The sequence below is a fragment of the Acidobacteriota bacterium genome (genome assembly GCA_016716905.1).
Taxonomy (GTDB): Bacteria; Acidobacteriota; Vicinamibacteria; order Vicinamibacterales; family SCN-69-37; genus SYFT01.
Map to the genome: position 1 here is coordinate 1,501,844 of JADJUS010000022.1, position 24,751 is coordinate 1,526,594.

The 24,751-nt window shown below is 64.1% G+C and carries 20 protein-coding genes; 9 read left to right on the forward strand and 11 right to left on the reverse strand.

Annotated elements, in window-relative coordinates:
- Positions 1–77: 77 nt before the first annotated feature.
- The gene (locus IPL75_22615; protein ID MBK9242988.1) at positions 78–1,907 is read left to right on the forward strand and encodes a sulfatase; all 1,830 of its coding nucleotides are present in this window, start codon (positions 78–80) and stop codon (positions 1,905–1,907) included.
- A gap of 1 nt (position 1,908) precedes the next feature.
- Here IPL75_22615 and IPL75_22620 read toward each other — a convergent pair whose 3' ends face one another.
- From IPL75_22620 to IPL75_22640, 5 genes are all read right to left on the reverse strand, one after another.
- On the reverse strand, positions 1,909–4,572 hold the full coding sequence (locus IPL75_22620) for an NHLP bacteriocin export ABC transporter permease/ATPase subunit (protein ID MBK9242989.1): 2,664 nt from the start codon (positions 4,570–4,572) through the stop codon (positions 1,909–1,911).
- Complete coding sequence (locus IPL75_22625) at positions 4,508–6,646, reverse strand: NHLP family bacteriocin export ABC transporter peptidase/permease/ATPase subunit (GenBank protein ID MBK9242990.1); 2,139 nt, start codon at positions 6,644–6,646, stop codon at positions 4,508–4,510. Before IPL75_22625 ends, IPL75_22620 begins: the two co-directional genes overlap by 65 nt.
- 59 nt (positions 6,647–6,705) lie before the next feature.
- Entirely contained in the window at positions 6,706–8,022 is a 1,317-nt protein-coding gene (locus tag IPL75_22630; GenBank protein ID MBK9242991.1) for an NHLP bacteriocin system secretion protein, read from the reverse strand.
- A 9-nt stretch (positions 8,023–8,031) separates the two neighbouring features.
- Positions 8,032–8,583, reverse strand: a complete 552-nt coding sequence (locus tag IPL75_22635; protein ID MBK9242992.1) for a cyclic nucleotide-binding domain-containing protein — start codon at positions 8,581–8,583, stop codon at positions 8,032–8,034.
- Positions 8,584–8,648: 65 nt separating this feature from the next.
- On the reverse strand, positions 8,649–12,296 hold the full coding sequence (locus IPL75_22640; GenBank protein ID MBK9242993.1) for a BACON domain-containing protein: 3,648 nt from the start codon (positions 12,294–12,296) through the stop codon (positions 8,649–8,651).
- A 140-nt stretch (positions 12,297–12,436) separates the two neighbouring features.
- Between IPL75_22640 and IPL75_22645 the strand changes: the two genes are divergently transcribed.
- Positions 12,437–12,943: a 2OG-Fe(II) oxygenase gene (locus tag IPL75_22645; protein MBK9242994.1), complete on the forward strand. Its 507-nt coding sequence runs from the start codon at positions 12,437–12,439 to the stop codon at positions 12,941–12,943.
- Here IPL75_22645 and IPL75_22650 read toward each other — a convergent pair.
- Positions 12,909–13,196, reverse strand: a complete 288-nt coding sequence (locus tag IPL75_22650; protein ID MBK9242995.1) for a hypothetical protein — start codon at positions 13,194–13,196, stop codon at positions 12,909–12,911. The two genes, IPL75_22645 and IPL75_22650, sit on opposite strands and share 35 nt — an antisense overlap.
- A gap of 24 nt (positions 13,197–13,220) precedes the next feature.
- Positions 13,221–14,342 (reverse strand): peptidylprolyl isomerase, encoded by a 1,122-nt coding sequence (locus tag IPL75_22655; protein ID MBK9242996.1) that lies wholly within the window; start codon positions 14,340–14,342, stop codon positions 13,221–13,223.
- Positions 14,343–14,371: 29 nt separating this feature from the next.
- Here IPL75_22655 and IPL75_22660 point away from each other — a divergent pair, with 29 nt between their 5' ends.
- The gene (locus tag IPL75_22660) at positions 14,372–15,130 is read left to right on the forward strand and encodes a hypothetical protein (GenBank protein ID MBK9242997.1); all 759 of its coding nucleotides are present in this window, start codon (positions 14,372–14,374) and stop codon (positions 15,128–15,130) included.
- A gap of 42 nt (positions 15,131–15,172) precedes the next feature.
- Positions 15,173–16,048: a M20/M25/M40 family metallo-hydrolase gene (locus tag IPL75_22665; protein MBK9242998.1), complete on the forward strand. Its 876-nt coding sequence runs from the start codon at positions 15,173–15,175 to the stop codon at positions 16,046–16,048.
- Between the two features lie 85 nt (positions 16,049–16,133).
- Here the strand turns inward: IPL75_22665 and IPL75_22670 are convergent, their stop codons facing one another.
- Positions 16,134–16,742 carry a class I SAM-dependent methyltransferase gene (locus tag IPL75_22670; GenBank protein ID MBK9242999.1) on the reverse strand — a complete coding sequence of 203 codons (609 nt, stop codon included), beginning with the start codon at positions 16,740–16,742 and terminating at the stop codon, positions 16,134–16,136.
- A 61-nt stretch (positions 16,743–16,803) separates the two neighbouring features.
- On the reverse strand, positions 16,804–17,523 hold the full coding sequence (locus IPL75_22675) for a hypothetical protein (protein ID MBK9243000.1): 720 nt from the start codon (positions 17,521–17,523) through the stop codon (positions 16,804–16,806).
- A gap of 78 nt (positions 17,524–17,601) precedes the next feature.
- Between IPL75_22675 and IPL75_22680 the strand changes: the two genes are divergently transcribed.
- Positions 17,602–18,726 carry a S9 family peptidase gene (locus IPL75_22680; GenBank protein ID MBK9243001.1) on the forward strand — a complete coding sequence of 375 codons (1,125 nt, stop codon included), beginning with the start codon at positions 17,602–17,604 and terminating at the stop codon, positions 18,724–18,726.
- An 80-nt stretch (positions 18,727–18,806) separates the two neighbouring features.
- Here IPL75_22680 and IPL75_22685 read toward each other — a convergent pair whose 3' ends face one another.
- Together IPL75_22685 and IPL75_22690 are read right to left on the reverse strand one after the other, a co-directional pair.
- Positions 18,807–20,531 carry an FtsX-like permease family protein gene (locus tag IPL75_22685; GenBank protein MBK9243002.1) on the reverse strand — a complete coding sequence of 575 codons (1,725 nt, stop codon included), beginning with the start codon at positions 20,529–20,531 and terminating at the stop codon, positions 18,807–18,809.
- A 35-nt stretch (positions 20,532–20,566) separates the two neighbouring features.
- Positions 20,567–21,226: an ABC transporter permease gene (locus IPL75_22690; GenBank protein ID MBK9243003.1), complete on the reverse strand. Its 660-nt coding sequence runs from the start codon at positions 21,224–21,226 to the stop codon at positions 20,567–20,569.
- A 165-nt stretch (positions 21,227–21,391) separates the two neighbouring features.
- Here IPL75_22690 and IPL75_22695 point away from each other — a divergent pair, with 165 nt between their 5' ends.
- The 4 genes from IPL75_22695 (at position 21,392) to IPL75_22710 (ending at position 24,703) form a co-directional block, all read left to right on the forward strand.
- Complete coding sequence (locus tag IPL75_22695; protein ID MBK9243004.1) at positions 21,392–22,774, forward strand: FAD-binding protein; 1,383 nt, start codon at positions 21,392–21,394, stop codon at positions 22,772–22,774.
- A 228-nt stretch (positions 22,775–23,002) separates the two neighbouring features.
- Entirely contained in the window at positions 23,003–23,299 is a 297-nt protein-coding gene (locus IPL75_22700; GenBank protein ID MBK9243005.1) for a hypothetical protein, read from the forward strand.
- A gap of 290 nt (positions 23,300–23,589) precedes the next feature.
- On the forward strand, positions 23,590–24,462 hold the full coding sequence (locus IPL75_22705; GenBank protein ID MBK9243006.1) for a Fic family protein: 873 nt from the start codon (positions 23,590–23,592) through the stop codon (positions 24,460–24,462).
- A 61-nt stretch (positions 24,463–24,523) separates the two neighbouring features.
- Complete coding sequence (locus IPL75_22710) at positions 24,524–24,703, forward strand: hypothetical protein (protein ID MBK9243007.1); 180 nt, start codon at positions 24,524–24,526, stop codon at positions 24,701–24,703.
- The last annotated feature ends 48 nt before the right edge of the window (positions 24,704–24,751 follow it).

Here is a 24,751-nt window from a genome sequence, read left to right on the forward strand (position 1 = left end):
GGAATAGACCGTGCAAGTCCCGGCAGGAATGATCCCTTCAATATTTCGATACGTAGCCTCCGGCAGGGGATTGTGGAATGAGTGATCGTGGAGGCAACCTGGGGGCGCGCGAGGCATCGATTGGCGCGCTGAAAGGGTCAGACGCGCTGTGGATTCTGCTGGCTATTGGCACTGCCGCTGGTGTCCTCACATCCGTGGGCCTGGGCCTGGCCACCATACGATTGGGCCACTTCGTCCCGCAAGGTGTGAATCTGGCGTGGACGGGTCCAGTCGGCACCACCTTTCTGGTTCTGGTGTGGGGTGCCCTGCTTTGGATGGCAGGCACTGTGGCACCGGCGTTGCGGCGCCTCCCCAACTTCGTCGCCGCGGCGGTGTGGCTGCCCTCGACCGGGCTCCTGCTCAATCTCAACGGCATTCACCCGGTTGCTGCAGCTGTGTGCGCGGGCGGCGTGGCCGCAGTGGCCATGCGCATCGCGCAGCGCGCACCGAAGATGTCGCTCCAGCTTGGCCGACGACTGGCGTTCGGCGGAATGCTGGCAACAGCGGTCGCGTTCATCACCGTTGTGGTGGCCATGCCGATGTTCGAGGACTGGAAGACCGGCCGGGTGCCACCACCGCCGGCCACTGCGCCAAACGTCCTGCTGATCGTGCTCGACACCGTGCGCGCGAAGAGCCTCGGCTCGTACGGCAGCACTCGAGGCACCTCACCATTTTTTGATGAACTCGCGAAATCTGGTGTGCGTTTCGAACACGCGTTTTCGACTGCGCCCTGGACGACGCCGTCACACGCCAGCATCATGACCGGCCTGTGGCCGTCTGAACTGGCGCTGGGCTGGAAGCGCACGCTGGACGACCAGAAACCCACGGTGGCCAAGGTCCTGAGTGACGCCGGATACGCTACTGGCGGTTTTTCAGCGAACATGGGCAACGCGGGCGTGAGCTCAGGCATTGCCAGGGGATTCACGCACTTTGAGGACTATCCGATGTCCGCATGGAGCGTGCTGCGGGGTTCCAAGATTGGCGTCGAAATCACCGGCAGCATCTGGTTGCGTGAGTTGCTGGGCCACCACAGCAGCCCCGATCGCAAGCGAAGCCCGCAGGTCTCGGCCGAGTTTCTCTCGTGGCTCGACGACCAACAGGAGCGACCGTTTTTTGCGTTCCTGAACTACTTCGACGCCCATAATCCGTACGAGGCCCCGCCGGCTTTTGAGGAGCGGTTCGGCGTGTCCCGCACGCCGCGCCCGAACGACGTTTCCCCACTCGACTGGATGGACTGGAACGACGCACAAAAGGATGTGGCGCTTCGCACCTACGAGGCGGCGATCGCCTATCAGGACGAGCAACTCCGAGGGCTGTTTGCCGAGTTGGAGAAGCGCGGCAAGCTGGCAAACACTCTCGTCATCGTCACTTCAGATCACGGCGAAGAATTTGGCGAACACGGCGTCATGCGGCACGGCAATTCGCTCTATCGCGCCTCCGTGCATGTGCCGCTGGTGGTCTCGTTCCCGAATCACGTCAACGCAGGCCGGGTCATCTCCACACCCGTCAGTCTGAGGTCCATCGCCGCAAGCCTTTCCCAAGTCGTGCCTGGACTGGCACCCGGCCTCTTCCGCGGGCCCAGCCTGTTCGACATCATTGAGGACGAGGCGTCCGCCGAGCCGGTGCTCTCAACGCTTGACGGCGTGCGGTCGCAGCCCGAGGGCTTCCCCGTGCACGACGGTCCACTTTACGCGGTCGTCCACAAGGGCTATCGCTACATCGTCAACGTGGAAGGCGCCGAAGAGCTCTATCGGCTTGACGACGAGGATGAGCGGACCAATCTTGCCGCCTCGCCCGACGAGCAGGGGATCATGACGGAGATGAGAGCCGCGCTCGCAAAGATGCCGGGCATCGAGGGTGGCGGGTAATTTACGCCACCTGGCGCTGCATCAGGCGGGCGAAGAGCCCTTCCTCGCGCATCAGGGCCTCAAATGACCCGTGCTGGACGACGCGACCGGCCTCGATGACGTAGATGCGGTCGGCCTGCCGGATGGTGCTCATGCGGTGGGCAATCAGGATGCGCGTGACCTTCAGCTGATTGAGGCTGTTGGTCACGATGGCCTGCGATCGGTTGTCGAGCGCGCTGGTGGCTTCGTCCAGGATCATGATCGCCGGCTTGCGGAGCAGGACGCGCGCAATCAGCAGGCGCTGCCGTTGACCGCCGGAGAGATTCGTTCCGCCCTCAGACACAAAGGTATGCAGGCCCATCGGCATCAGTCGGATCTCGTCTTCGATTCCGGCAGCGCGCGCCGCATCCCACACCTGGTCGTGCGTGGCCTTCGATCCGCTCGCGATGTTGTCGAAGATCGAACCGGCCAGAATCTTGTTCTCCTGTGAAACCACGCCCAGTTGCTGTCGCACAGCGAGAATGTCCAGGCCTTTGAGATCGTGGTCGTCGAAATACACACCGCCAGAGATCGGCAACTCGAACCGCAGCATCAGACCGACGATGGTGGATTTGCCGCTGCCTGATGGCCCCACAAGGGCAATGCACTCGCCCGGCTCCGCGGCAATGGACACGTTGTCGAGTGTCATAGGCCCGTCGTCGCGATAGCGGAATGTCACGTGGTCCATGCGGATGCGGCCGGTCAGGCGGCCGGGCGGATTCTTCTGTCCCTGCAGTTCCGGATCCGCCTCCAGTATTGGTGAGAGGCGCGCCCACAGCGCCGACACACCGAGCAGCAACTGCGCGCTGTCGCCCAGCGTCGTCACGCCGGCCAGGAACGTGCCGAACGCCGCGCTGAAGGCGACAAACGCGCCCACCGAGAGCGTGGGGCGGTCGCCAAACATGTCGGCCCCGGCCAACCAGAACAGGATGGCGGTTGAAAGCGGCGCCATCACCACGCCGGCCAGTCGCTGATGATCGTTCAGGATGCGCAGGCGCTGCATGGTCTGCATCTTGCCCGCGTAGGCACGGCCCCACTGCGCGAAGGCGCGCACCTCGGCGCCGGCGGTGCGCAACTTTGGCACGGCGCCGATGATCTGAATGACGAGGCCACGCAGGTGGCCGTCGCGTTCGTGAAGCTGCTGGAGCGCCCCCCGCATCATGAAGCTGGCCGACATGTTGATGACGAGCGTCACCACGGCAATGAGAAGCGCCGCCACGGTGAGTGACGGGCTGAACGAAAACAGCAGACCGATGTTGAGTATTGAGGCCACTGCGCTGATCACCGTGCCGAGTGTGGTGACCGTCAACGTGTTACGAATCTGCGTCACAGCAGTCACGCGGCTCTCGAGGTCGCCGGCCGTGAACGCGCGAAAGAACTTCGGGCCCTGGTCGAGCAGGCGATCCCACACGCCCAGTTGCAGACGTGCGGCTGCGCCCACCGACAGGCGCAGCAAGGCCATGGCGCGCGCAAGGTCGAACACCAGGGCACCGGCGGTGGCCGCGACAAGTGCAGCGCCAAGTTCAAGGAGCGTGCGCCGGTCGGCGTCCGGAATGGCCGACTCAAACAGGATCTTCATCGCCTGTGGCCCAACCATGCCGAGCAGCACCACACCGATGCCCGCCAGTACGGCGGTGACAAACTCACGGCCCGTGCCGCGCAGGGCCCATCGTGTGACCGCCATCGCGGACATGTTGCCCGTCAGCGGCGGATGAAGTGCGTGTACCTGTGGCGCCAGGTCTTCGGCCAACTCCGCGTCCACATCACGCGCAGGAGCGTTGGCGAACAACGCGCGGTACGCGACGCCACGAAACCACGGCCGCCGAAACGAGATCAACCCAATCGGCTCACCGGTGCTGACGCGGGTGGCCAGGTATGGCTCGCCATCCTCGCGCCACCATTGGCCCTTGAGCATCACGATACGCGCGCGTGCGCCTGAGGCATCGAGAATGGCCTCGAGCGTCGGGGGTTCCGCGCCGTTTGACGCCGGCACCCGGATGTCGAGGCCGCAGGCGGCGCCAATTTGTTTGAGCACCGAGACCAGCGGTGAATCGGTCCAACTGGTCACAGGCCCGGCCACTTCTGGCGCGCCGATCTGGCTGAGCCCCGCGAGCGTCTCAGTCGCCATCCGCTCGTTCATGCGCTGGCGTTCTTCAAACCGCATCCGCGTGGCGCGTTCCTGCTCCTCGTCGGCCACCGCGGACGCCTTCAGGAACTCCGCCTGCGCGTTCACCAGCGCCCGTTCGATGGCCGCTCGATCTGTCAGCGCTTCGGCGGGTACTTCCTGCCCGAGGGCCGATACCCAGCCACGCATTCGCGCGACGGCCTCCGCATTGCCGCCGGCCATCGCCTCAAAGGCCTCGGCCATCGGCGAAGGCACAAGCGTGGCCGGCTCAATCGCGACGGCGATCAGGTGCGCGCCGGCTCCGCCTGTCTGCCAGAGCAGGGCGCCACCGGTGTCCACCGTGAACGCATACTGGCGCCGACCGGCATCCGACGGTCCGATGACGCGGAAGACGGCCAGCGTGCCGGACGTGACCACCCAGGCCTCACGTCCGTCGAGCACCAGCGGCGTGTTGCCCTCAAGTCGCTGCATGCCCTGCCTCAATGCCGGCATCACCAGCGTGCACAAGCGTGGCGTACGCACCTCCGGCCGCCATCATTCCCGCATGGGTGCCGCGCTGCACGATCTTGCCTTTGTCGAGCACGATGATCTCGTCGGCGTCACGAATGGTGCTCAGGCGGTGCGCGATGATCAGGCACGAACAGCCACGCCGCCGCAGGTTCACGTCGATGCGCTGCTCGGTCTCCGGGTCCAGCGCGCTCGTGGCCTCGTCAAGGATCAGGAACGACGGATCTCCAGTGAGCGCGCGCGCGATTTCCAGCCGCTGCCGCTGGCCGCCGCTGAGGTTTGACGCCGACTCCGCGAGCAGGCTGTCGTACCCGTCGGGCAGCGCCACCAGGTCGTCATGAATGGAGGCATCCCGGCACGCGCGCACGATCTGATCATCGGGCACCGTCGGGTCCCACAACGTGAGGTTGTCGCGCACGCTCGCCTTGAACAGCAGGATCTCCTGGTCCACCATCGCCAGCGAGTTGGCCATCACCGGCGCAGGAATGGACGCGCGCGGCTTGCCGTCAAACAGGATCTCGCCACCGCTCGGCTGGAACAATCCGGCCACGAGCCGTGCCACCGTGGACTTGCCAGACCCGCTCCCGCCCACAAACGCGATGCGCTGGCCGGGCTTGAGCGTCATGGACAATCCGTCGATGAGCGGCGGCTGCAGCGGGTTGTACCCGAACTGCAAATTGCGCAGCTCGACTTCCCCTCGCAATCGTACCGGCGCATTTGAATCCGCATCGGTTTCCACGGATGGCGACGGCGGGTTCCGCAACACGTCGTCCAATCGCGTGATGTCGCCCTCCAGGTCCTGAAGTGTGCTGCCCAGACTCAGGAGGCTGTTCACCGGTCCCAGGAAGCTCGCAACGAGGCTCTGAAATGCCACGAGCATGCCGATGGTCAGCAGCCCATCCATCACCCGCAGGCCGCCGACCACCAGAATCAGGAGCGACATCAGCGACGAGACAAAACGTGGCAGCAGGCCCAGCACCAGGCCGGCCTGAATAAGCGACTGCTGCGAGTTGACGTACTTTGCGTAGTGTCCGGCCACCCGCCCGAACAATTCAGATTCGAGCGCCGAGGCCTTGATGTTCCGAATGGCCTGAAGACCGGCCACGCCGACGCCCGCCAGCGCGCCTCCCTCTTGTGCCAGCCGGCGATTGGCGTCGATGCGCCGCCGCGACAGATAGCGCAGAATCGCGAAGTTGGTCAGCGCAAGCACCACCGCGATCATCGTGAGCACAGCATCGAACTGCCACATCACCACGGCGTAGAAGATCAGCATGATCAGATCCACAGCCGTTGAGGCGAGCGGACCCGACAACTGATCGGCCACGCGGTCGTTCAACGAAATGCGCCCGGCGATCTCGCCGCTGAAGCGCTGCGCGTAAAACTCCGCCGGAAGCCGCAGCAGGTGCCACACAAACCGGCTGGCCATCGTGACCGCCAGTTTCAGCTGCAGGCGGCGTAGCAGGCGCTGCTGTATCGCCGTCAGCGCCGTTCGAAGGACAGCCGCCAGCAGTACACCGATGATGATGGGCCGCACCCAATCGTCAAGCCGTTGCACCAGCACCTGATCAACAAACACCTGCATGAACGCCGGCACTGCCAGACCCGGCAACACCAGCAACAACGCGGTGAGTCCGCACAACGCGAAGGTGCCAATCGAAGACTGCAGCCGATTCCACAACCCGAGTGCGACGCTCGGCTTCCGGCCACCAGGTTCAAACGTCGGTCCCGGCGTCATCGAAAGCACCACACCCGTAAAACCTTCGTCGAATTCTTCCAGGCTTATCGTGCGCGGACCCGTCGCAGGATCGTTCAGATAGACACGGCCCTTCATGAAACCTTCCACCACCACGAAGTGATTGAAGTTCCAGAAGACGATGTACGGGTATTGCAGGGAGCCGAGATCCTTGAGGTCTTTCTTGAAGCCTTTGGCGTCCAGCCCGTAGGTGCGCGCCGCCTGCACCACACTCGACGCCTTGCTGCCGTCGCGCGAGACGCCACAGGCCCGACGCAACTCCGCCAGCGGCACGATGCGTTCAAAGAAGCCGAGGACGATACCCAGGCAGGCCGCGCCACACTCGACCATCTCCATCTGCAGGAGCGTGGGCGTGCGCACGCGTCCACGGCGCAGGCCGTGTGCGGTGGAGGGCGTCACCGCACTCCCGAGAGCTCCCGCAGGAACGGAAGCACGAACGTGATGGGCGCGCGTTGTTCCACGATGACCCGCATCTCACCAGTGAGGCCTGCCGTCACCGGCGATCCCGGGCCTGCAGACGACGACCACTTGTAGCCGCTTGCCGTGGTCGAGTCCGCGTCAAGTGACGCCGTCACCTCAATGCGCGTGGTACCACCGACCAGCGCCTGCGCCAGGTCCGCATTGCCCAGCACCGCGCGAGCGCCCTCAGTGGTCACCGCCAGGTCGGAGACTGCCAGCACGACACCCGTGATGCCGCCGTAGCGCTGGCGCTCCACCGTATCGGGCGTAATCAGTACGCGCATCCCGGGCGTGACCTTCTTTCCATCACCCACAGCCAGATACGCCACATTCACCAAGGCCGTACTCGCATCGTCCACCTCAAGCCGCGCCACGCGTGCGCCGGCAGAGACGATCTGACCGGTGTCGGAAAGCAGCTCGATGATGCGGCCGGAATGTGCAGCCACGATCTGGCTGTTTTTCTCGATCTGGACTTCGTTAATCGCGATTGTTGACCTGAGGCGGTGAATTTCCCCTCGACGCGCCGCTCCTGCCTGAAGGTTGTCGCGCGACAGGCTCATCTCCGAAGCCTCGGCCTGTGCCACCTGGATGTCGAGCTCCTTGAGCCGCGCGGCCGCGTCGGTGATGCGACTGGCGTTTTCGAGCGTCTCACGTTCCGCGTCCAGCAGCTCGGGCGCGAGCGAGGCGATCAGTCCCTTGTCACGCAGCGCCCGGAAGCTGGCGAGACGCTGTTCCAGAAGCGGCGCCAGCGCCTGCGCGTCGGCCAGCGTTTTGCGGAGGTTGTCGCTCTGCGATCGCACGTAGGCGCCAGTGAGGCCCGTCTGCGCCTGCTGCCGCACCGTCTGGTCGGACTGCACCCGCGACTGTGCGCGGTCCTGACTCTCGAGTTCGGCCAGCTGCGCGCGGTCTTCGTCAAGCCGACGGCGCAGTTCGAATTGATCGATTTGGCCCAGCACGTCACCTTGCTTCACGCGATCGCCGGCGCGCACTTGTAATTGCTCCACCCGGCCTGCGCCGAGGGTTTGCACATCCAGGACGCCTCGCGGCTTCAACAGCACGCCTCGTCCACTGACGATGGTGGGGATTCGTCCGGTGAATCCCCACACGAGCGTCAGAATCACGAGCGCCGCGAGCACCACCAGCGGCAGCCAGTCTTTGGGGCTGACGATGCGGATGGTTTCGTCGAGGCGGTCGGGCGATGAGAGGCGTTCGAGAGCCTTGGCGCGAAAAACCGTTGGTGGAGGGGTGGCCACGGCGTGTCCTCAGAGGCTCCGCAGCTTGCGCTGAAGGAAATCGAAACGGGCGCCGGCGATCGACAGGGCGTCGAGAGTGGCCGGATCCATTTCTTCTTCATTCGAAGGCCCGGCGTCGTCGGGCGCTTCCGGCCCTGGGCCGCCGTACCCGAGGCGGCCGACGGTGCTGCGAAGACGGTCGGATAGAAAGACCGCGAGTGACCGATAGAAGCGCGAGGCAAACCCGATGTCGTCGCGGAGTTTTTGTTCGAGCGTGGCGCGCGGAATGGCGAGCACCAGCGAGGGTTCGAGGCTGACGACTGATGCCGATGGCGGCCGCGTGTCCACGAAGGACATTTCTCCGACGATTTCGCCGCTTCGGAGCCGGGCGACGTCGGTGGAGCCGGTGCGGCTGGTCCTGACGGCGAAGAGGCCGTCGACGATCACGAAGATGTCTGCGATGCCGCGACCCTCCTGGATCAGGATGGTGCCTGCCGGCACTTCCCGCCTGGCGCCCACCTTGAGCATCCAGTCGAGGTCCGAGTCGTCGAGGATTCCGAGCAGGAAAAGTGCTTTACGCATGTTGACCCGCCGCAAAGCGCCGAGACGCTTTGCGGCGGGGACATACTAGCGCAGAGTGGGGCGAATTACTGACGATCGGGCGCCCGCCCCACCTCAAGCGGCACCACTCGCGCGTCTTCCCAGCGCGCCGTCCGCCGGTTCCAGGCAAAGACCATCAGGTCATATCGCCCTGGCTCCAGGCCCGACACCGTCAACTCAAACCCGGCGGCGTGGAACTGGGGTGCGACCGCACGAGCCACGTCTGGCCTGGCGACGCCCAGCCGGGCCTCGCCCAGGAAGCGTGCCGCGGCTGCGGGCACGTCGCGGCGCACCGCCCAGACGTGCACCGCGTCAATGCCGGTGCCGATCTCGGCGCGCGGGTCCATTGCATAGCCGGCGACCGCGAACGAGTTCCGCACCTGGGCGCCGGGTGTTGGCGCGTCCACCTGCACGCGGACCAGGCTGCTGTTCCACGCTTCGGCCTGCCGGCCGATGGTCACGCTCACCGGGATCTGGGCCTGTTCGCCACCTCGCAGGAACACGAGGTTGTAACGACCCACATAGCCGGGCCCAGGCATCCACGTGAAGACGCCCTCAACGAGGCTGCTTCCCGGAGGCAGGTCGCGCAGCGTGCCATTCACCATCAGGAAGCCTCCAGTGACGGCCTCGCCGAGCCTCAGTTCAAGACGGCCCAGTTCGGCCACCTTCACGTGCCGGGACCCGAAGGCGTCAACAGGCACTTCGCCGAACGGCGCGTTCAGATCGAAGCCCGTCCGGCCCGTCACCTCGGCGGTCGCAACAGCGAAGCTCGTGAGCCGAGCCGCATCGTCACGCACTTCGGCGGGCGCTGCCAGCAGCGTGTTCAGTGGCAGGTCGGCGTTGTTCACGATAAAGAACCGGCTGCCGATCCCTTCGGTCCGGTCAGCGCTGTCAGTCACCAGCCAGGCGATGGTATGCAGGCCGTTCGTCAGCGTCGTCGTGTCGAGCATGAAGGCGCCAATGGCCCCGCGCTCGGCATCGAGGTTCCGGAATTTCGTGGGATTGCTGGTTCGGGTCGTCAGTAACGGCTGCGGCGTAGTGTTGCCGAGTGCGCTTGCGACATCGTCGTTGCAGTAGACACCGGCAGGCACGGGGTTCCCGACATCGCCGCGGCACTGGTTGTAGGCAACCTTGCCCACCGCCAGGCCGTCGATGAGCACCGTCATGGTGAGCCCATTGAGGGGAATCATGATGCCGGTGGGATCTTCGATCGTTGAGGCGGCAGGCGTCAGCGCCCAGCCGAACTGCGCGATCGTCCCGCTGACCACCTCGCCTGGCGCCGGCGAATCAATCACGCCGAACGGCTTTGCGATGTTTTCGTTGTCGAGCGTGATGGTGGTCGGCGTGTTGTCATCGATCGAGCGGCCGAGCAGGGTCTGATTGCCCTCCTGATCGGTGGCCACCGCGTACAACACCACGGTCCCCTGTCCGCCCATCAACGTGCTGGCCGGAACATTGGGCAGCATGTTGGTGAGGATCTGCAGGCCCCAGCCCGCGCGATTGGCGTACGGCAGCGTGTCGTAGAGCGCCTCCACATCAGGCCGCGCTCCGGCCACAAAGACTGCGTCAGCCAGGTACGCCAGGCTGCTGCCGACGACCGGCGCGCAAGTGGCGGGGTCGTCGAAGGCGAAACAGTTGCGGTAGAGCTTGACGTTCACGACGCCCACGTCGTCGAGTGCCCAGCCCGTGACCGCGATGGCACCCTGGACGCCTGTGGCGCCCTGCGCAGGCGTGTCCACCTGACCGAAGGCGGGATCAAGCGAGCCGGCCGATTGCAGCAGGAGGTTGACGATCACCGTGCCCTGCGGCCCGCCAAGCCCGGTTGCCGTCGCGGTGATGGTCGCCGAGGCGGTGGTGACGCCGGCCAGCACGTTGCCGGGGTTGATGATCCCCACGGTGAACGCGCCACTGCCGGTGCCTGTCGGGTTCGCGATCTGGACCCATGGCTCGATTGCCGAAGCGGTCCACTCCACGAGCGGGTCGGCTGTGACGGTAATGACCTGCGGTGCGGTGATGGGGCTCAGCGTACCGCTGGTATTGACGCCGCTGAAGTTGATCACGGCCGGCGCGAGCGACAGCGCTCCCGTCACGTTCAGATCGGCGCTACCCGAACTGGACGAGTAGATGATGGTCGGCGTGAAGGTGCCGAGAATCGTCAGCAGCTGCGGTGCCGTGCCTCCGGGCAGCGTCCAGAGGGCGGATGCCACGTTGTTCACCACGGGAACCGTCACATCCACGCCCACAACTGTGGATGACGTTCGCACGGAGAACGTGAATGTGCCGCTGTTGACCGGTTCAACTGCACCACTCGTGATCGACGCCGTCATCATCACGTACTGATCGGTGTTGCTGAATGGCGCGCTCGCGGGCTGGACGATGGTCTGGGTCGCCATTCCGACCCACAGGTCGGCCGGGATTTCGTACTCGTGCATGAACTCCACCACGCGCAACGCATCTCGGGCAGACAGGCGGAAAGCCGCCAGCGAATCCAAAGTCGTGGTGTTGGGTTCACTGATGAAGTTGAGCCAGGTCAGCAGGTTGACGGTGGTCGGCACAAAGACACCGCCGGACGGCTGTATGACATCAACGGACGTCGAGAATCGGTCGGTGCGCAGATACCGCGCGGCCGAGAAGTCCATGAAGCGCTCGCTCGCGGGCCACGGCAGGCCCGTGGGTGCAGGCGCGATCACACCGTTTTCGTCGCGAATCAGCGCAGGCAGTGTGTTCAGCGTTGCGAGCGACTCGGGCGTGGCTTCCGTGATTTTGAGGAAGCGGTTCAGGTACTGGATGAGATCAACAGTGATCTGGCCGTGTTTGTCGGCGGCACCACCAAGGAAGGCGGTCGACAGGAAAAAATCGTCAGGAGTCAGCGCCTGCGGGGCGGCACACGCGGCCACGAAGACCGTGCCGCTGAAACATGTCGATGGTGACACTGCGGGAAGGAGACTCAACGCCGCGCCGCGGAATTTTGCCCAATCCAGCGGGTCGAGTGCGGGGTGATAGACGGTGCCTTCGGCAGGATCCCCGCCTGGCGAGGTGTCTTCCTCGAGAGGGTCGGTCTGCAGGTGCCCGTACTTCATGATGCGGCGGTACAACGCCAGGTTTTCCATCGGGGAATCGATCGTCTTCCAGGACGCGCAGGTGTCGTCGGGCGCACAGGTGGTGCCGAAATACAGCCGGCCGGCCGGATCGAGAGTCACCAAATCCGCGTTCTTGAGGTTTGCGATGGTCTCGTCAAAGTGCATCCGCTGGTTGCGTTCTTTCGTCCGGGCCCCACTAAGGCGACCGAAGTAGTCAAGTTCGATCAGCTTGTTGAGTGATCCCGGGTCCACATCGCAGCTCAACGGCGCAAACGGAATCTCCAATCCGGTAATGTCCACTGGAATCGGGCAGTAGTCCCACCCGAGCGTGTCGCCTTCCAGTTCGACCCATCGCTTCTGCAGGATGGGCTGGCCGGTCGTGACGTCGCGCTTGACGTGATACAGGTCACCGAAGAGATCTCCTACGTGAGTTTCAGGTTCGCCGCCGCCTTGAGCGAGCGGGGTGCTACCCAGAGCCAACGCCACCGCCGCGCAGACGAACGCCAGTAACAGAGTCTTGGTCTTGCCCAGTTTCTTCATGATGGTGCCCTCGTGGATCTTCGTGAGACGAAGAAAGCCGCAGAGCGGCGCGAGGAGCGAGGCCCGGCGACACACACCGGGGGTGCATATCTCGTACCGATGCCGGACACATCAACCGGACCGGTCATGCAACGCGGCGTCACGACGGGCACATACCCCCGGGGGCTGACGATTACGCAGTGTGGTGTGGATTAACCCGCGGTAAGGTAGCGCCGATGATCCACCGACACCACTGGCCGGCCGAGGCCTGCCAGTTCCACGATCAGATCTCACGCGTCGTCTTCGCGCGCGAAGCGCGGGAGCCAGGGCTGGCCGTCTCGAACGTCGGCGGCTGGCACTCCACGCCGGACCTGCTCTTATGGGAAGAGGACGGCGTTGCAGACTTGATCGACCGGATCGCAACCGTGGCCGACGACATTGGCGCCGGCGGCATGCGGATGCAAGCGTGGGCGAACGTGATGCGCGCGGGCAATCATCACCTGGCGCATCGGCACGGGGAGGCCGTGTGGTCAGGCGTGTACTACGTCGAGGCAGGCGACGCCAACTCGGGCGGCGAGATCACATTCGCGCGGGGCCGTGAGGTCGAGCGGGTGGCGCCACGCCCGGGGTTGTTACTGCTGTTCCCGGGCGAGCTGTTACACAGCGTGGCCACCTACAAGGGATCTACGCCACGGATTTCGGTGGCGTTTAATCTGTCGGCTTGGCGATCTTCTTCTGAGTGACCGCATAGACCTCGGCGAACCACTCGCCGTTCGCACGGAACCCACCGGCGACTGTCTCCAGATCGCGGTCGCTCATCGCGCCCGCAAGCGCAGCCGTCACCTCATCGTGCGCCAGTGCGTGGCCGCTCTCGGCCGCGACGGCAATGATGTCGTTCACAGGCTGGCTGCCCTTCAGTGCCTCAGCGACCCGTTCCTGAATCGCGGCATCCTTGCGAGCAAAGGATATGAACTCCTGGAAGGTGGAGGTTTTCATGAGCGCAAGATAGCAGATCCCCGACTACCGATTCACCAGGACGTTCCTCACCAATATCGCCGTCCTCGGCGTTTCGCCATCCACCGGCACCGCCGCGATCGCCATCACCACGTCCATGCCCCGGACGACGCGGCCGAACACCGCGTACTGATTGTCGAGGCCGCGGCACTCGCCCGTGCAGATGAAAAACGAGGTCGTCGCGCTGCCCGGATCCTCGCCGCGTGCCATGGAGAGAATGCCCGGCATGTTGGGCGTGTTCGTGAACTCGGGCGCCAGGTTGTGGATCAGCGCCGATTGCTTCGCGGTCAGCGGCGTCTGGCGGTGCATCGGCGAGCCGGTCTGGATGACGAAATTCGGAACGACACGATGGAAGAGCGTGGCGTCGAACACGCCGGCCACGGCCAGTTGCAGGAAGTTGCGGACGGTCTCGGGTGCCTTGTCGGGGAAGAACTCCACCTCGATCTCACCGGCGGTGGTGTCGAGCACCGCGCGCGCTTTCGCCATTTCCTCCACGGTCGCATCCACAAACGGCGGCTTTACGGGCGGTGGCGTGTCGCGGATCGTCACCGAGGTAATCACGACGCGTTCTTTCGCCATGCCATTTGCGTCGGCATCGATGGTGGAGATGGCCTGCACCACTTCAAGGCCGTCAACCACGCGACCGAAGACCGAATACTGGCCGTCAAGCGCGACCTGCGGACTGGCGCACACAAAAAACTGCCAGCCGCCGCTGTCTGGCAGGCCCGGCGCGAGCACAGCGCTGACCGTTCCCTGGCTGTGCGTCTCCTGACTCAGTTCCCGTTTGAGCAGGTTCATGCCGCCCGTGCCGTACTGCGCGGCCTTCGCCGGGTCTTTCGAGATCGGGTCGCCTCCCTGGATGATTCCGTACTTGATCACGCGGTGAAACGTGGTGCCCGCGAACGCGCCATCGCGCGCCTGTTTCATGAAAAAGCCGACATGATTCGGCGCCGCCTTCGGCAGAAGCTCAAAGACAAACGTCCCCTTCGACGTCTCTACCACGGCCTGTTTGCCGGTCATCTCGGCGAGGGAGTAGGGCGTGGTGAACGGCGCGGCCTTCGGGGCAGGCTTTTGCTGACTGTTCGGAACGCCCGACAGCAACGCCAATGCGATTAGGACCAAGAGCATGGAGGGAGATTATCGGGTAAATTGAGCGAATGCGCCGATCACACTTGCTTGCCTATGGAGTCCTTGTTGCCGCCGCCGCCTGCGGGGGCCCGAAGTTGCCCGAGACCGTGGCCGAAATGCCGAACCTGGACACTGCGCGCGTGCTGGCCGACATCACGCGCCTGTCGTCGGACGAGTTCCAGGGCCGCGCGCCTGGCGGTGAGGGCGAACGCCTCACCGTCCAATACCTGACCGATCAGTTCAAAGCGGCGGGCCTTGAGCCGGGGAACCCCGACGGCACCTGGGTGCAGAAGGTGCCGCTCGTCGGCATCCGCCCCACCGTCTCGGCGCCATTCACGGTCACGCAGGGCGGAAAGTCGCGGCAGATGAATGTGCCGAACGACCTCATCACCTTCAGCAGACACGTCACAGACACCGTCACGCTGGCGAACTCCGAGATGGTGTTTGTCGGTTATGGCATCCAGGCGCCCGAGTTCCAGTGGGACGACTACAAGGGCGTGGACGTAAAAGGCAAGACGATCCTGATGCTCGTCAACGACCCGCAGATTCCAGGTAGCGGCCCCGGCGGACTCGACCCGGCCGTGTTTGGCGGCAAGGCGATGACCTACTACGGCCGGTGGACCTACAAGTTCGACAAGGCCGCCGAAATGGGCGCAGCCGCCGTGCTCGTCATCCACGAAACCGGACCCGCGGGATATCCCTATGCCGTGGCGCAGGCGATGGGCGGCGAACGCTTCAGCCTCTCGACGCCCGACAAAAACATGGGCAAGGCGACCGTCGAAGACTGAATTTCCCTGGAAGCGACGACTGCTCTGCTGAAAGCTGCCGGCGTGGATTTCGCCGCAGCCAAAGCGAAGGCCACCACGCGGGAATTTACACCGGTGCCGCTGAAGGCCACCGCCTCGGTGACGCTCACACAGGCAACTCGCTCACTCGACTCCCAGAATGTCGTCGCCAAACTGACGGGCAGCGATACGGCACTCAACACCGAATACGTCGTCTACACAGCGCACTGGGATCATTTGGGCGTGAGCGCGCCGGCCCCCGACGGCGACACGATCTACAACGGCGCCAGCGACAACGCGAGCGGCACGGCCGCCATTCTGGAGATGGCTCGCGCATTCAAATCACTGCCCGTCGCACCGAAGCGCACGATGGTGTTCCTGGCGGTCACCGCCGAGGAACAGGGCCTGCTCGGCTCCGAGTACTACGCGCGCTTTCCGCTCTACCCGCTCAACCGCACGCTGGCGAACATCAACGTGGACGGCATGAACCTGTGGGGCAAGACGAGCGACGTGACGGTCATCGGCAAGGGCGCCTCCGACCTGGACGACTACCTTGAGGCCGCGGCGAAGGAAATGAACCGCACGTTAATCTCCGACCCCGAGTCCGAGAAAGGCTTCTACTACCGCTCAGACCACTTCAACTTCGCCAAGGTCGGTGTGCCCGCCATGTATCTCGACGACGGGAGTACGTTTGTCGGGAAGCCGGCAGGGTACGGGCAGCAGAAGCGCGAGCAGTGGACGGCGCAGGATTACCACAAGCCGTCCGACGAGGTGAAGCCCGACTGGGATCTGGCCGGCATGGCCGAAGACGGCAAGCTCTACTTCGTCGTCGGCTACCGCGTCGCCCAGGCGGCCACGTACCCCGAGTGGAAAGCCGGCAACGAGTTCAAAGCCGTGCGCGACAAAATGCTGGGGCGGTGAGAAAACGACCTCTGGAAAACGACCTCTGAGGTAATTACCGCCAAGACAGATCGGTAATTACCTCAGAGGTCGTTTTCGCTCATCGTCAAGCGCGCCTGACCACGACCGTCGTCATCGCGCGCTGCCCCTGAACAACAGTGGTCTTCAGGGGATCGAGGAGTTGGCCCCCGAGGGTGGTCATGAGCGCCATGAGCTGTTGTTCGTCCACGAGGTAGCGCTCCGACCCATCGGGCAACGCGAAGCGGCGGCCGGCAATTTGGCGCACCTGTGATTCCATCCCGATAGACGACGCGAGGCGGGCGAAGAAGAGGCCGCCTGGGCGCAGGACCCGCCAGAGTTCGCGCATCATTGCCTCGAAGTGATCGTCATCGCGCGCGAAGTGCAGCACGGCGCTGCAGATGACGACGTCGAAGGAGCCAGAGTCGAAGGTCAGCGCTTCGAGCGGCTCCACACGAAAGTGCGCCGGATCGGCCGGCCGCCCGAGTTCGATGGCCAGTTCGCGCACACCCGCCACCGCCGCCGGATTGGCATCAACGGCGTAGACATCGACGTCCTGCGTCAGCAGGTAGTACGCATTGCGCCCTGAGCCGCAGCCTGCGTCCAGCACACGATCTGTGGCGCTGATGCGGCCTTTCAGGAGCTGGTCGAAGAGATAGATGTCGATGTTGCCGAACTCGGCTGAGAGATTGCGCATGTGTAAAACGACCTCTGAGGTAGTTTCCCATCGTTCGCCGGAAACTACCTCAGAGGTCGTTTTATCTCCCGATCGTGAGCCCCACCGCGATGTGATGCGAAGCGGCGGTGAGGCGGCCGCGGCCGCCGGCGGTGAGGTCGATCTCCGGCCGCGCGTACGTGAACTTGTACTCAACCATCGCCGAGAGCATCGACGTGAGCCGGGCGGTGACGCCGGCCGCCGCCTGCGCGCCGATGCCGGCGAACTCGTAGCCCTGCACGTTCAGGCCCGGCGCCACGACGTCGCGGCCGGGGATGACGGGGCCGGCGCCGCCGCGAACGAGCAGCGCGACACGCGAAGTCGGGTCGCCCAGCGGCTGCCGCAACACGACGTTGGCGAGCAGGAAGTTGAGGCCGTGTGTGTGGTTGTATCGATTCACGAACGTGCTCATGGGAAGCAGCCCGTTGATCGCAACACCGGCAGCCGTTCCGCGTACCTGCACCACATCCCGCGTGCGTGCCAGCACCTTGCTGTGCAGCAGCTCAACCTCCACGCCGAATCGCCGTTCGCCGCCGAAGAACCTCGTGAGACGCACGCCGTAGTACGGCGCGTTATCGAACGGCTTCGCATCATAGTGCACGTCGTCGAACGTGAGTGACTGCCCGACGTCCGGGCGGTCGATCGAGATGGACGACGGCCGGGTGTGATTGTTGCCGGTGTAGGTTGAGAACGCCCACTGGGCGTCGGCGGACGCGGGGATAAGTGCGCAGGCCAGCGCGAGGAGGAAACGCGTGGGGAACATGATGTTGGGCAGTGTATCCCCGTTCGCAGGGCGTGGCTTTAGCCGCACCGGCGGAGCTACACTCTGGCCGAGGTATCCATGCTTCGAAGAACTCTCGCCATCGCCACAGTGATCCTGACCGTGGCGGCCCTGCCGCCGCTCTCAGCTGACCTCTCACAGCAGCCACAGGCTCAGGCCGCGCAACAGACCCAGCCGGCGCAGGCGGGTCGAGGGCGAGGCGGGGCGCCGCAGCCGTTTGACGAGGCTCGCGCGCGCCAGCTCTACGTCAGCGACAAGTTCGAAGACCATGCCAAGCCGAACTTTCAGGCGGCGATTGACGCCAAGGCCGCTGAAGACGCGCGCTACGCCGAAGCCTGCAAAGGCGTCATGGAGTGCACGAAGATCACGTACCGGAGCAGCGTGGGTGACATGGACATTCCCGCGTATCTGTTTCAACCCCTGCAGAAGGGCGGACCGCGCAGCCGTGCGGCCATGATCTGGGTGCACGGCGGGGTGCATGGCAACTGGGCCATCTCGTATTTCCCGTTCGTCCGCGAAGCGGTTCAGAAGGGCTACGTCATCATCGCGCCCGAGTATCGCGGCAGCACCGGCTACGGCGAAGCGCACCACATGGCCATCGACTACGGCGGTTATGAAATTGATGACACGCTGAGTGCGGTCGATTACCTGAAGACCTTGCCGCATGTGAACCCCGACCGGCTGGGCATCATGGGGTGGAGTCACGGCGGGTTCATCGCGCTGCACTCCGTGTTCCGCGAAAAGCACCCGTTCAAGGCCGCAGTGGCGATGGTGCCGGTGACGAACCTCTTTTTCCGGCTGTCGTACAAGGGCCCGAGTTATCAGCGCCAGTTCGCCACGCAGCAGCGCATCCTGGGCCTGCCGTTCGAGAAACGCGAGATCTACAAGGAGCGCTCGCCGATCTACCACGTGGACAAGCTGCAGGTGCCCCTGCTGGTGCACGTGGCGACCAACGACACCGACGTCAACTTCGAGGAAGCCGAGCAGATCATCGACGCGCTCCGCGCGCGCAAACCCACCCTCTCGGAGACGAAGGTCTACGTGAACCCGACGCCCGGTCCTGCCAGTGTGGGCCACACGTTCAACCGGCGCACGAACACCACCACGCTGCAGCGCGACGACTCACCTGAGCAGGTTGAGTCGTGGGATTTGGTGTGGGCGTTCTGGGCGAAGCACCTGAAATGAGCCAATGGGCTGCAAACCGACCTCTGAGGTCGTTTGTGTGGTGGCCGAGCACAAACGACCTCAGAGGTCGGTTTGAGTTTTCACTGCCCGCGCAACGCCACGATCGGGTCCACTGACGCGGCGCGAAGGGCGGGCGCCAGGCTGGCCAGTGCGCCACTGGCGAGCATGGTGATCGCCGTCACAGAAAATACGAGCGGGTCGGTCGGCGACACGCCCTCGAGCAGTTCGCCCATCAGTTTCCCCACCTGCCAGCCTGGGACGAGACCGACGGCCACCGCAATGCCGACACGCCAGACTCCCTGCCACAGGATCATGCGCAGCACAGTGCCGCGGTTCGCGCCCATCGCCATCCGTACACCGATCTCCTGGGTGCGTTGCCGCACACCAAACGCCATCACGCCGTAGAGTCCGGCCGACGCCAGCACCAGTGCGGCCACGCCAAACGTCATGAAGAGGCCGCCGAATACACGCTGCGGCCATCCTTGCCGCCACAGTTCTCCGCTGAGCGCACTCGGGTTATTGAGGGGCACACCTTCGCCCACCTGCGCCAACGCCTGCCGCACGCCGGGAGCAATCGCCATCGGATCGCCGGCCGTGGACGCCAGCACATACAACGTCCGCAAGGGCGCTTGCGCGAGCGGCCGATACAGAATGTCGTTGGGCCGATCCGCGCCAGTGCTCTCCACCAGGCTCGGCACCACTCCCACCACCGTCAGCCACGGTCCATCGAACACCGGGCCTTTTTCCGAATCACGGCCATAGCGAACTCTGCGGCCAATGGGCCCCTCGGGCAAATGCCGGCGAGCGAAACCCTCGCCCACGACGGTCACCGCTTGTCCGCCAGCGGTGTCGCTCGAGTCGAACACCCGACCCAGCACCGGCTCCACCCGCAACACGTTGAAGAACTGTCCAGATGCAGTGATGGCGTGCACGCGCGGATACGAATCGTTGCCCTCGTACTTGCGGCCTTCGACCTCCACCTGTGTGCCGCCGGCCCCTCGAGGGTAGTCGCTCGCCAGTGCGACCGTCCGGGCGCCGGCCACCTGCGACAGCCGTTCCTCCACCATCACGTTGCGCCTTCCCACGTCCGCCACGGTCGGAAACGACTGGTCGTCCAGGTTCAACGCGCCGAAGAACACATCCTCGGTTGCAAATGGATAGCTCAACCGGCTGTTCTGCACGATGCTGCGCACCATGAGGCCGGAGACCACGAGCAGCACGCACGAGACGGCCACTTCGACGACAACGAGCCAGCGTGTGAAGCGTCCCATACGCAGGCTGGTGGTGCCGCGGCTGTCGTCCTTCAACGCGCCGTTGATGTCGGTCTTCGCCAGTCGCCATCCAGGCACAAGGCTCGACACAAGCGCGGCCGTGACGGTGATGGCTGAAACGAACAGGAGCACCACGGGGTCGAGCCGCACGTCAATCCAGAACGGCGGGTTCGTATCCACGATGGCGCGCATGAACAGCGCCGTGCCGCCCCACGCCAGGCCAATGCCCACGAGTGCTCCAACACTTGAGAGCGCCAGACCTTCCACCAGCGTCTGGCGAACGATGCGCCATCGCCCGGCGCCGAGTGCGACGCGCACGGAAATTTCCTTGGTGCGTTCGGCGGCGCGGGCGAGCTGCAGGTTCGTCACGTTCACACACGCGATGATCATCACGCCGAACACCGCAGCCAGCATCGTAAACAACGTGGACTGCACATCGTCTCCGATGAGCCGCCGGACAAACGGGTCCACCCTGACGCGCAGGTCCTTGTTCTCGGGAAACGCGCCGGCGAGTTGCGACGCGATGCCGTCCATCTCACCCGACGCCCTGCCTCGCGAGACATCGTCTTTCAGGCGACCGATGACGTTGACCCGGCCGCCGGTGCCGCGTTTGGCGGCGAGCGTGAAGGAGAGAGGAATCCAGGCGTTGTGCGACTGGGGAACGCGAACTTCGGAGGCATCACGCCAACCACGGTGGTGGGGACGCCGTTAACGGTGAGGACCTGGCCGATGGCGTCGGCCCGCGATCCGTATCGCGATTCCCACACCGCGTGGCCGATGATGATCACAGCCGGTGCGCCGGGCACGGCATCAGCATTCGTGAAGTCGCGACCAAGCGCAGGCGTGACACGGATCGACTGGAAGACGCCGGGCGTGACCCGCACGCCTCGGAGCCGTTCGGGATATCCGCTGGTGCTCGTGACTGTCAGGCCCAGCTGGTTGTAGCCCTCGAGCGACTCGAACGACTGTTGCCGGCTGCGCCAGTCCATGAAGTCGTGGAAGCTCACGGATTCGCCCTCGGGGTTCGTGGGCGACGTCACTGAGAGGTAGTGAATCTTCTCCGCGCCTTCATAGGGCAGTCCGCGCAGGACCGCGCCCTGCACAATGCTGAACATCGTGGTGGTCAGGCCGATGCCCAGAGCCAGTGCGACCACCGCGAGGGCTGAGGCGCCTGGGTGTTTCGCAATCATCCGCACGGCATACCGAAGATCCTGCCACCACCCACCCATCAGTCACCCCCCGCTCCTATGCCTATACGCAGGCGGCGGGCAGAAAGTGCACGGGGGTGCGAAGAAAGGGGACGGGTCTCGATCTGTGGAAAACTCCGGCGATCAATCGCTAGTGTGAGCCGGGAGTTTTCCACAGATCGAGACCCGTCCCCTTAAACTACCCCGATGTCCCCCGTCGCCGCAGCCATCGCCCACCTGAAAGCCCTGCTCGGTCCCGTGATCACGGAGAACGCGACCGTCCGTGAGAACCATTCGCATGGCGAGTCGTATCACGCGCCCGCCGCTCCGGATGCCGTGTGTTTCCCTCGCACCACCGAGGACGTGGTGGAGATCATGCGAGTGAGCGCGAAGTTTGGTGTGCCGGTGGTGCCGTTTGGCGCAGGCTCTTCGCTCGAAGGGCATGTGCACGCGCTGCGAGGAGGTCTGTCGATCGACCTCACGCAGATGAACAGGATCCTACGCGTGAGCCAGGAGGACATGGACGTCACCGTTGAGGCCGGTGTCACGCGCCTGCAGTTGGGCAAGGCACTGCGCAACACGGGTCTGATGTTTCCGGTGGACCCGGGCGCCGACGCCACCATCGGCGGCATGACGGCCACGCGCGCATCGGGCACCACGGCCGTTCGTTACGGCACGATGCGCGAGAACGTGCTGGCGCTCAAGGTGGTGATGCCCGACGGCACGGTGATCACCACCGGCACCCGCGCCAGGAAATCGTCTGCGGGCTACGACCTCACGCGGTTGTTTGTGGGGTCGGAGGGCACGCTGGGTGTCATCACCGAGGTCACGCTGAGGCTGCATCCAGTACCGGAGGCTGTGGCGGCCGCAGTGTGCGCGTTCGACTCTCTGCAGGGCGCGGTGGATACGGTCATCGCGGTGATTCAGCTTGGCTTGCGCGTAGCGCGCATCGAGGTGCTTGACGCACAGCAACTGGATGCGATCAATAAGTACTCGAAGACCGATTACCCACTCGTGCCGACGTTGTTCTTTGAGTTTCACGGCGACCACGACAAACACGTGGCCGAGCAGGCCGAGACTGTGCAAGGTCTGGCGGCCGAGCGTGGCGGCCACAGCTTCGAGTGGGCGACGAAACTCGAGGAGCGCGATCGCTTGTGGCACGCGCGGCACAACGCGCTCTACGCGTCGCTGGCGCTGCGTCCCGGGTCGCGCGCCTGGACCACGGATGTGTGCGTCCCGATCTCGCGCCTCGCCGAGTGCATCATCGCCACCGCCGAGGACAACAAGGAGGCGCCATTCCCCGTCTGCATGGTGGGCCATGCGGGCGACGGCAACTTCCACATGCTGTACGTGCTCGACCCCACCAGCGCGTCGGAGCTTGAGGTGGCAAAGCGCCTCAACGACCGCCTGGTAGACCGCGCCCTCGCCATGGACGGCACCTGCACCGGCGAGCACGGCATTGGCTCCGGCAAGATGGCATCGCTCGTGAAGGAGCACGGCGCGGGCGTCGACGTCATGCGCGCCATCAAACGCGCCCTCGACCCCGACAACCGAATGAACCCTGGCAAGGTCGTCGATTTGCCCTCGTAGCGCTGCCGTGCGTCGGGCCTCTGGATGGATCGACTCGCGAGCTTCGCGCTGGCGCCTAGTCTGGGCGTACTGACGGTCCTGGGGCGGTAGAATGTGCGTCGTTTGATTTAGCAGTGCGTAGATTGAGCGCGAGTGGGTACATCAAAATGCGTGCCTGAATCAGGCGTGACCCCTTGGCACGATCTTCTCGCTTGAATCTCCGCGATCGACGATGCCATCGTCGTCGTCATGGCTGAGATCACATTGAATGAAGGACTTGCGTGGCTCAAAACCTTGAAGAAGCGCCACGAGGAACTGATCGCGCTCCGCGACAACAACGCGCATCGCGAACGCCGGTTTCTGGGTTCCATGGCCGACAAGGAACTGGTGAAGGAACCGGTGTACGACGTCAGGGCGCTGGATCGGACGGTCACCGGAGTGGCGCGCGAGATTCGGCTGCTTGAACAGGCCCTGAAAGCGACAAACGCTCGGACGGTGGTCGAAGGATACAAGCAGGACGACGCCGTGTTGGGCGAAATCGTGTAGCCCGAGTTTATGGAGAAGCCCTGAAGGTGCGCGCGGTCACGTGGGCTCGGCCCACGACATCGCTGGATACCTCCACCCGTCTTGAAAACGGTCCTGTTGGTTGTTCAGTGATTCGTCGATGGTTGTGCCAAGGCGTGGCAACGCCGAGGCTTTTGTGACCCTCACTTGTTGTCTGACCAGACCGCGGACTTCGGGCTTCTCCACCAGAAGCGTGTCAAAACCGTTAAAAATGATGAAAAAGGCATCAGTTTTCACGGTTATACAAGCAAAAGCGTGAAAAAATGGTTCGCATGGCCAAGGTTCTCGCCGTCTTCCGGAGAATCCACGCGCTTCGGGAGCGGTACTACCAGGCGGCGATCGGAAAGGGGGCGCTGATTGCCCTCATCGGCGAAGCCGAAGTCGCTGAGCAGGTCTACAACTCCAACGCCATCGAGAACAGCACGCTGACGCTGGATGAGACAGAAAAGATCCTCCGCCAGATCGATCTCGACAGGTTCATTTCAGAACGGGACATCTTCGAAGCGAAGAACCTCGCGCGCGTGGTTTCCTACATCGACAAGACGGCTGGCGCGCAGGAACTCACGCTGGACGTCATGCGGCTCCTGCACAAGATGCTGATCGCCAACATCCGCGATGACATTGCAGGACGATTCAGGGTCTCCGGAGAATATGTTCGCGTGGGAAGCCACATTGCGCCGCCGCCGGAGGCGGTTCGCGATCGGCTGGAGCAAATGATGGTGGCCTTCCGTGCCAGCGACCGGGACCACATCATTAGACGCGTCGCGAGATTCCACCTGACCTTTGAACACGCGCACCCGTTCGTGGACGGCAACGGACGCATCGGGCGCGTGCTGAACAACTACGTCCTTCTCCGGGAAGGATTCGTTCCGATCAACATCAAATTCATCGATCGCCAGCGCTACTATGACGCGTTTGTGGAGTTTGACCGGCACGGCCGAACGGGCATCATGGAAGACATCGTGGGAAAGGCGCTCACGAACAGTTACCACAAACGCCTGGCCTATCTCGAAGGCAAAACCATCATGCCTCTGGTTGAATTCGCCAGGTCTCAGGGCGTGTCTCATTCCAATCTGATCAACAAAGCCCACCGGCAGACCATCGAGGCGTTCCTGGAAAAAGGGGTGTGGAAGATCGGCGCCTGACCCCGTTGTCTTGAACGGCGCTACAATCGCCCGGGAGTCAGGCACGCAGGAGACTACGAACATGACGAATGAGAAGAACGACACTACTGACCCGGTGAGCGAGGACTTGAAGGAATCCGATCTGGATAAGGTGAACGGAGGCCTCGGCGGCGATGATCCTGGTTGGGTCAAGAGTCCGACCAAAGCCGATGCGGACAAACCGGTCTCGGGCATGGATCTCGGCAGTGGCCGCTTGAAATAGCCCGTTCACGGATTCGACCCCGAGCTACGTGAGCTAGTCGCGGCCGTG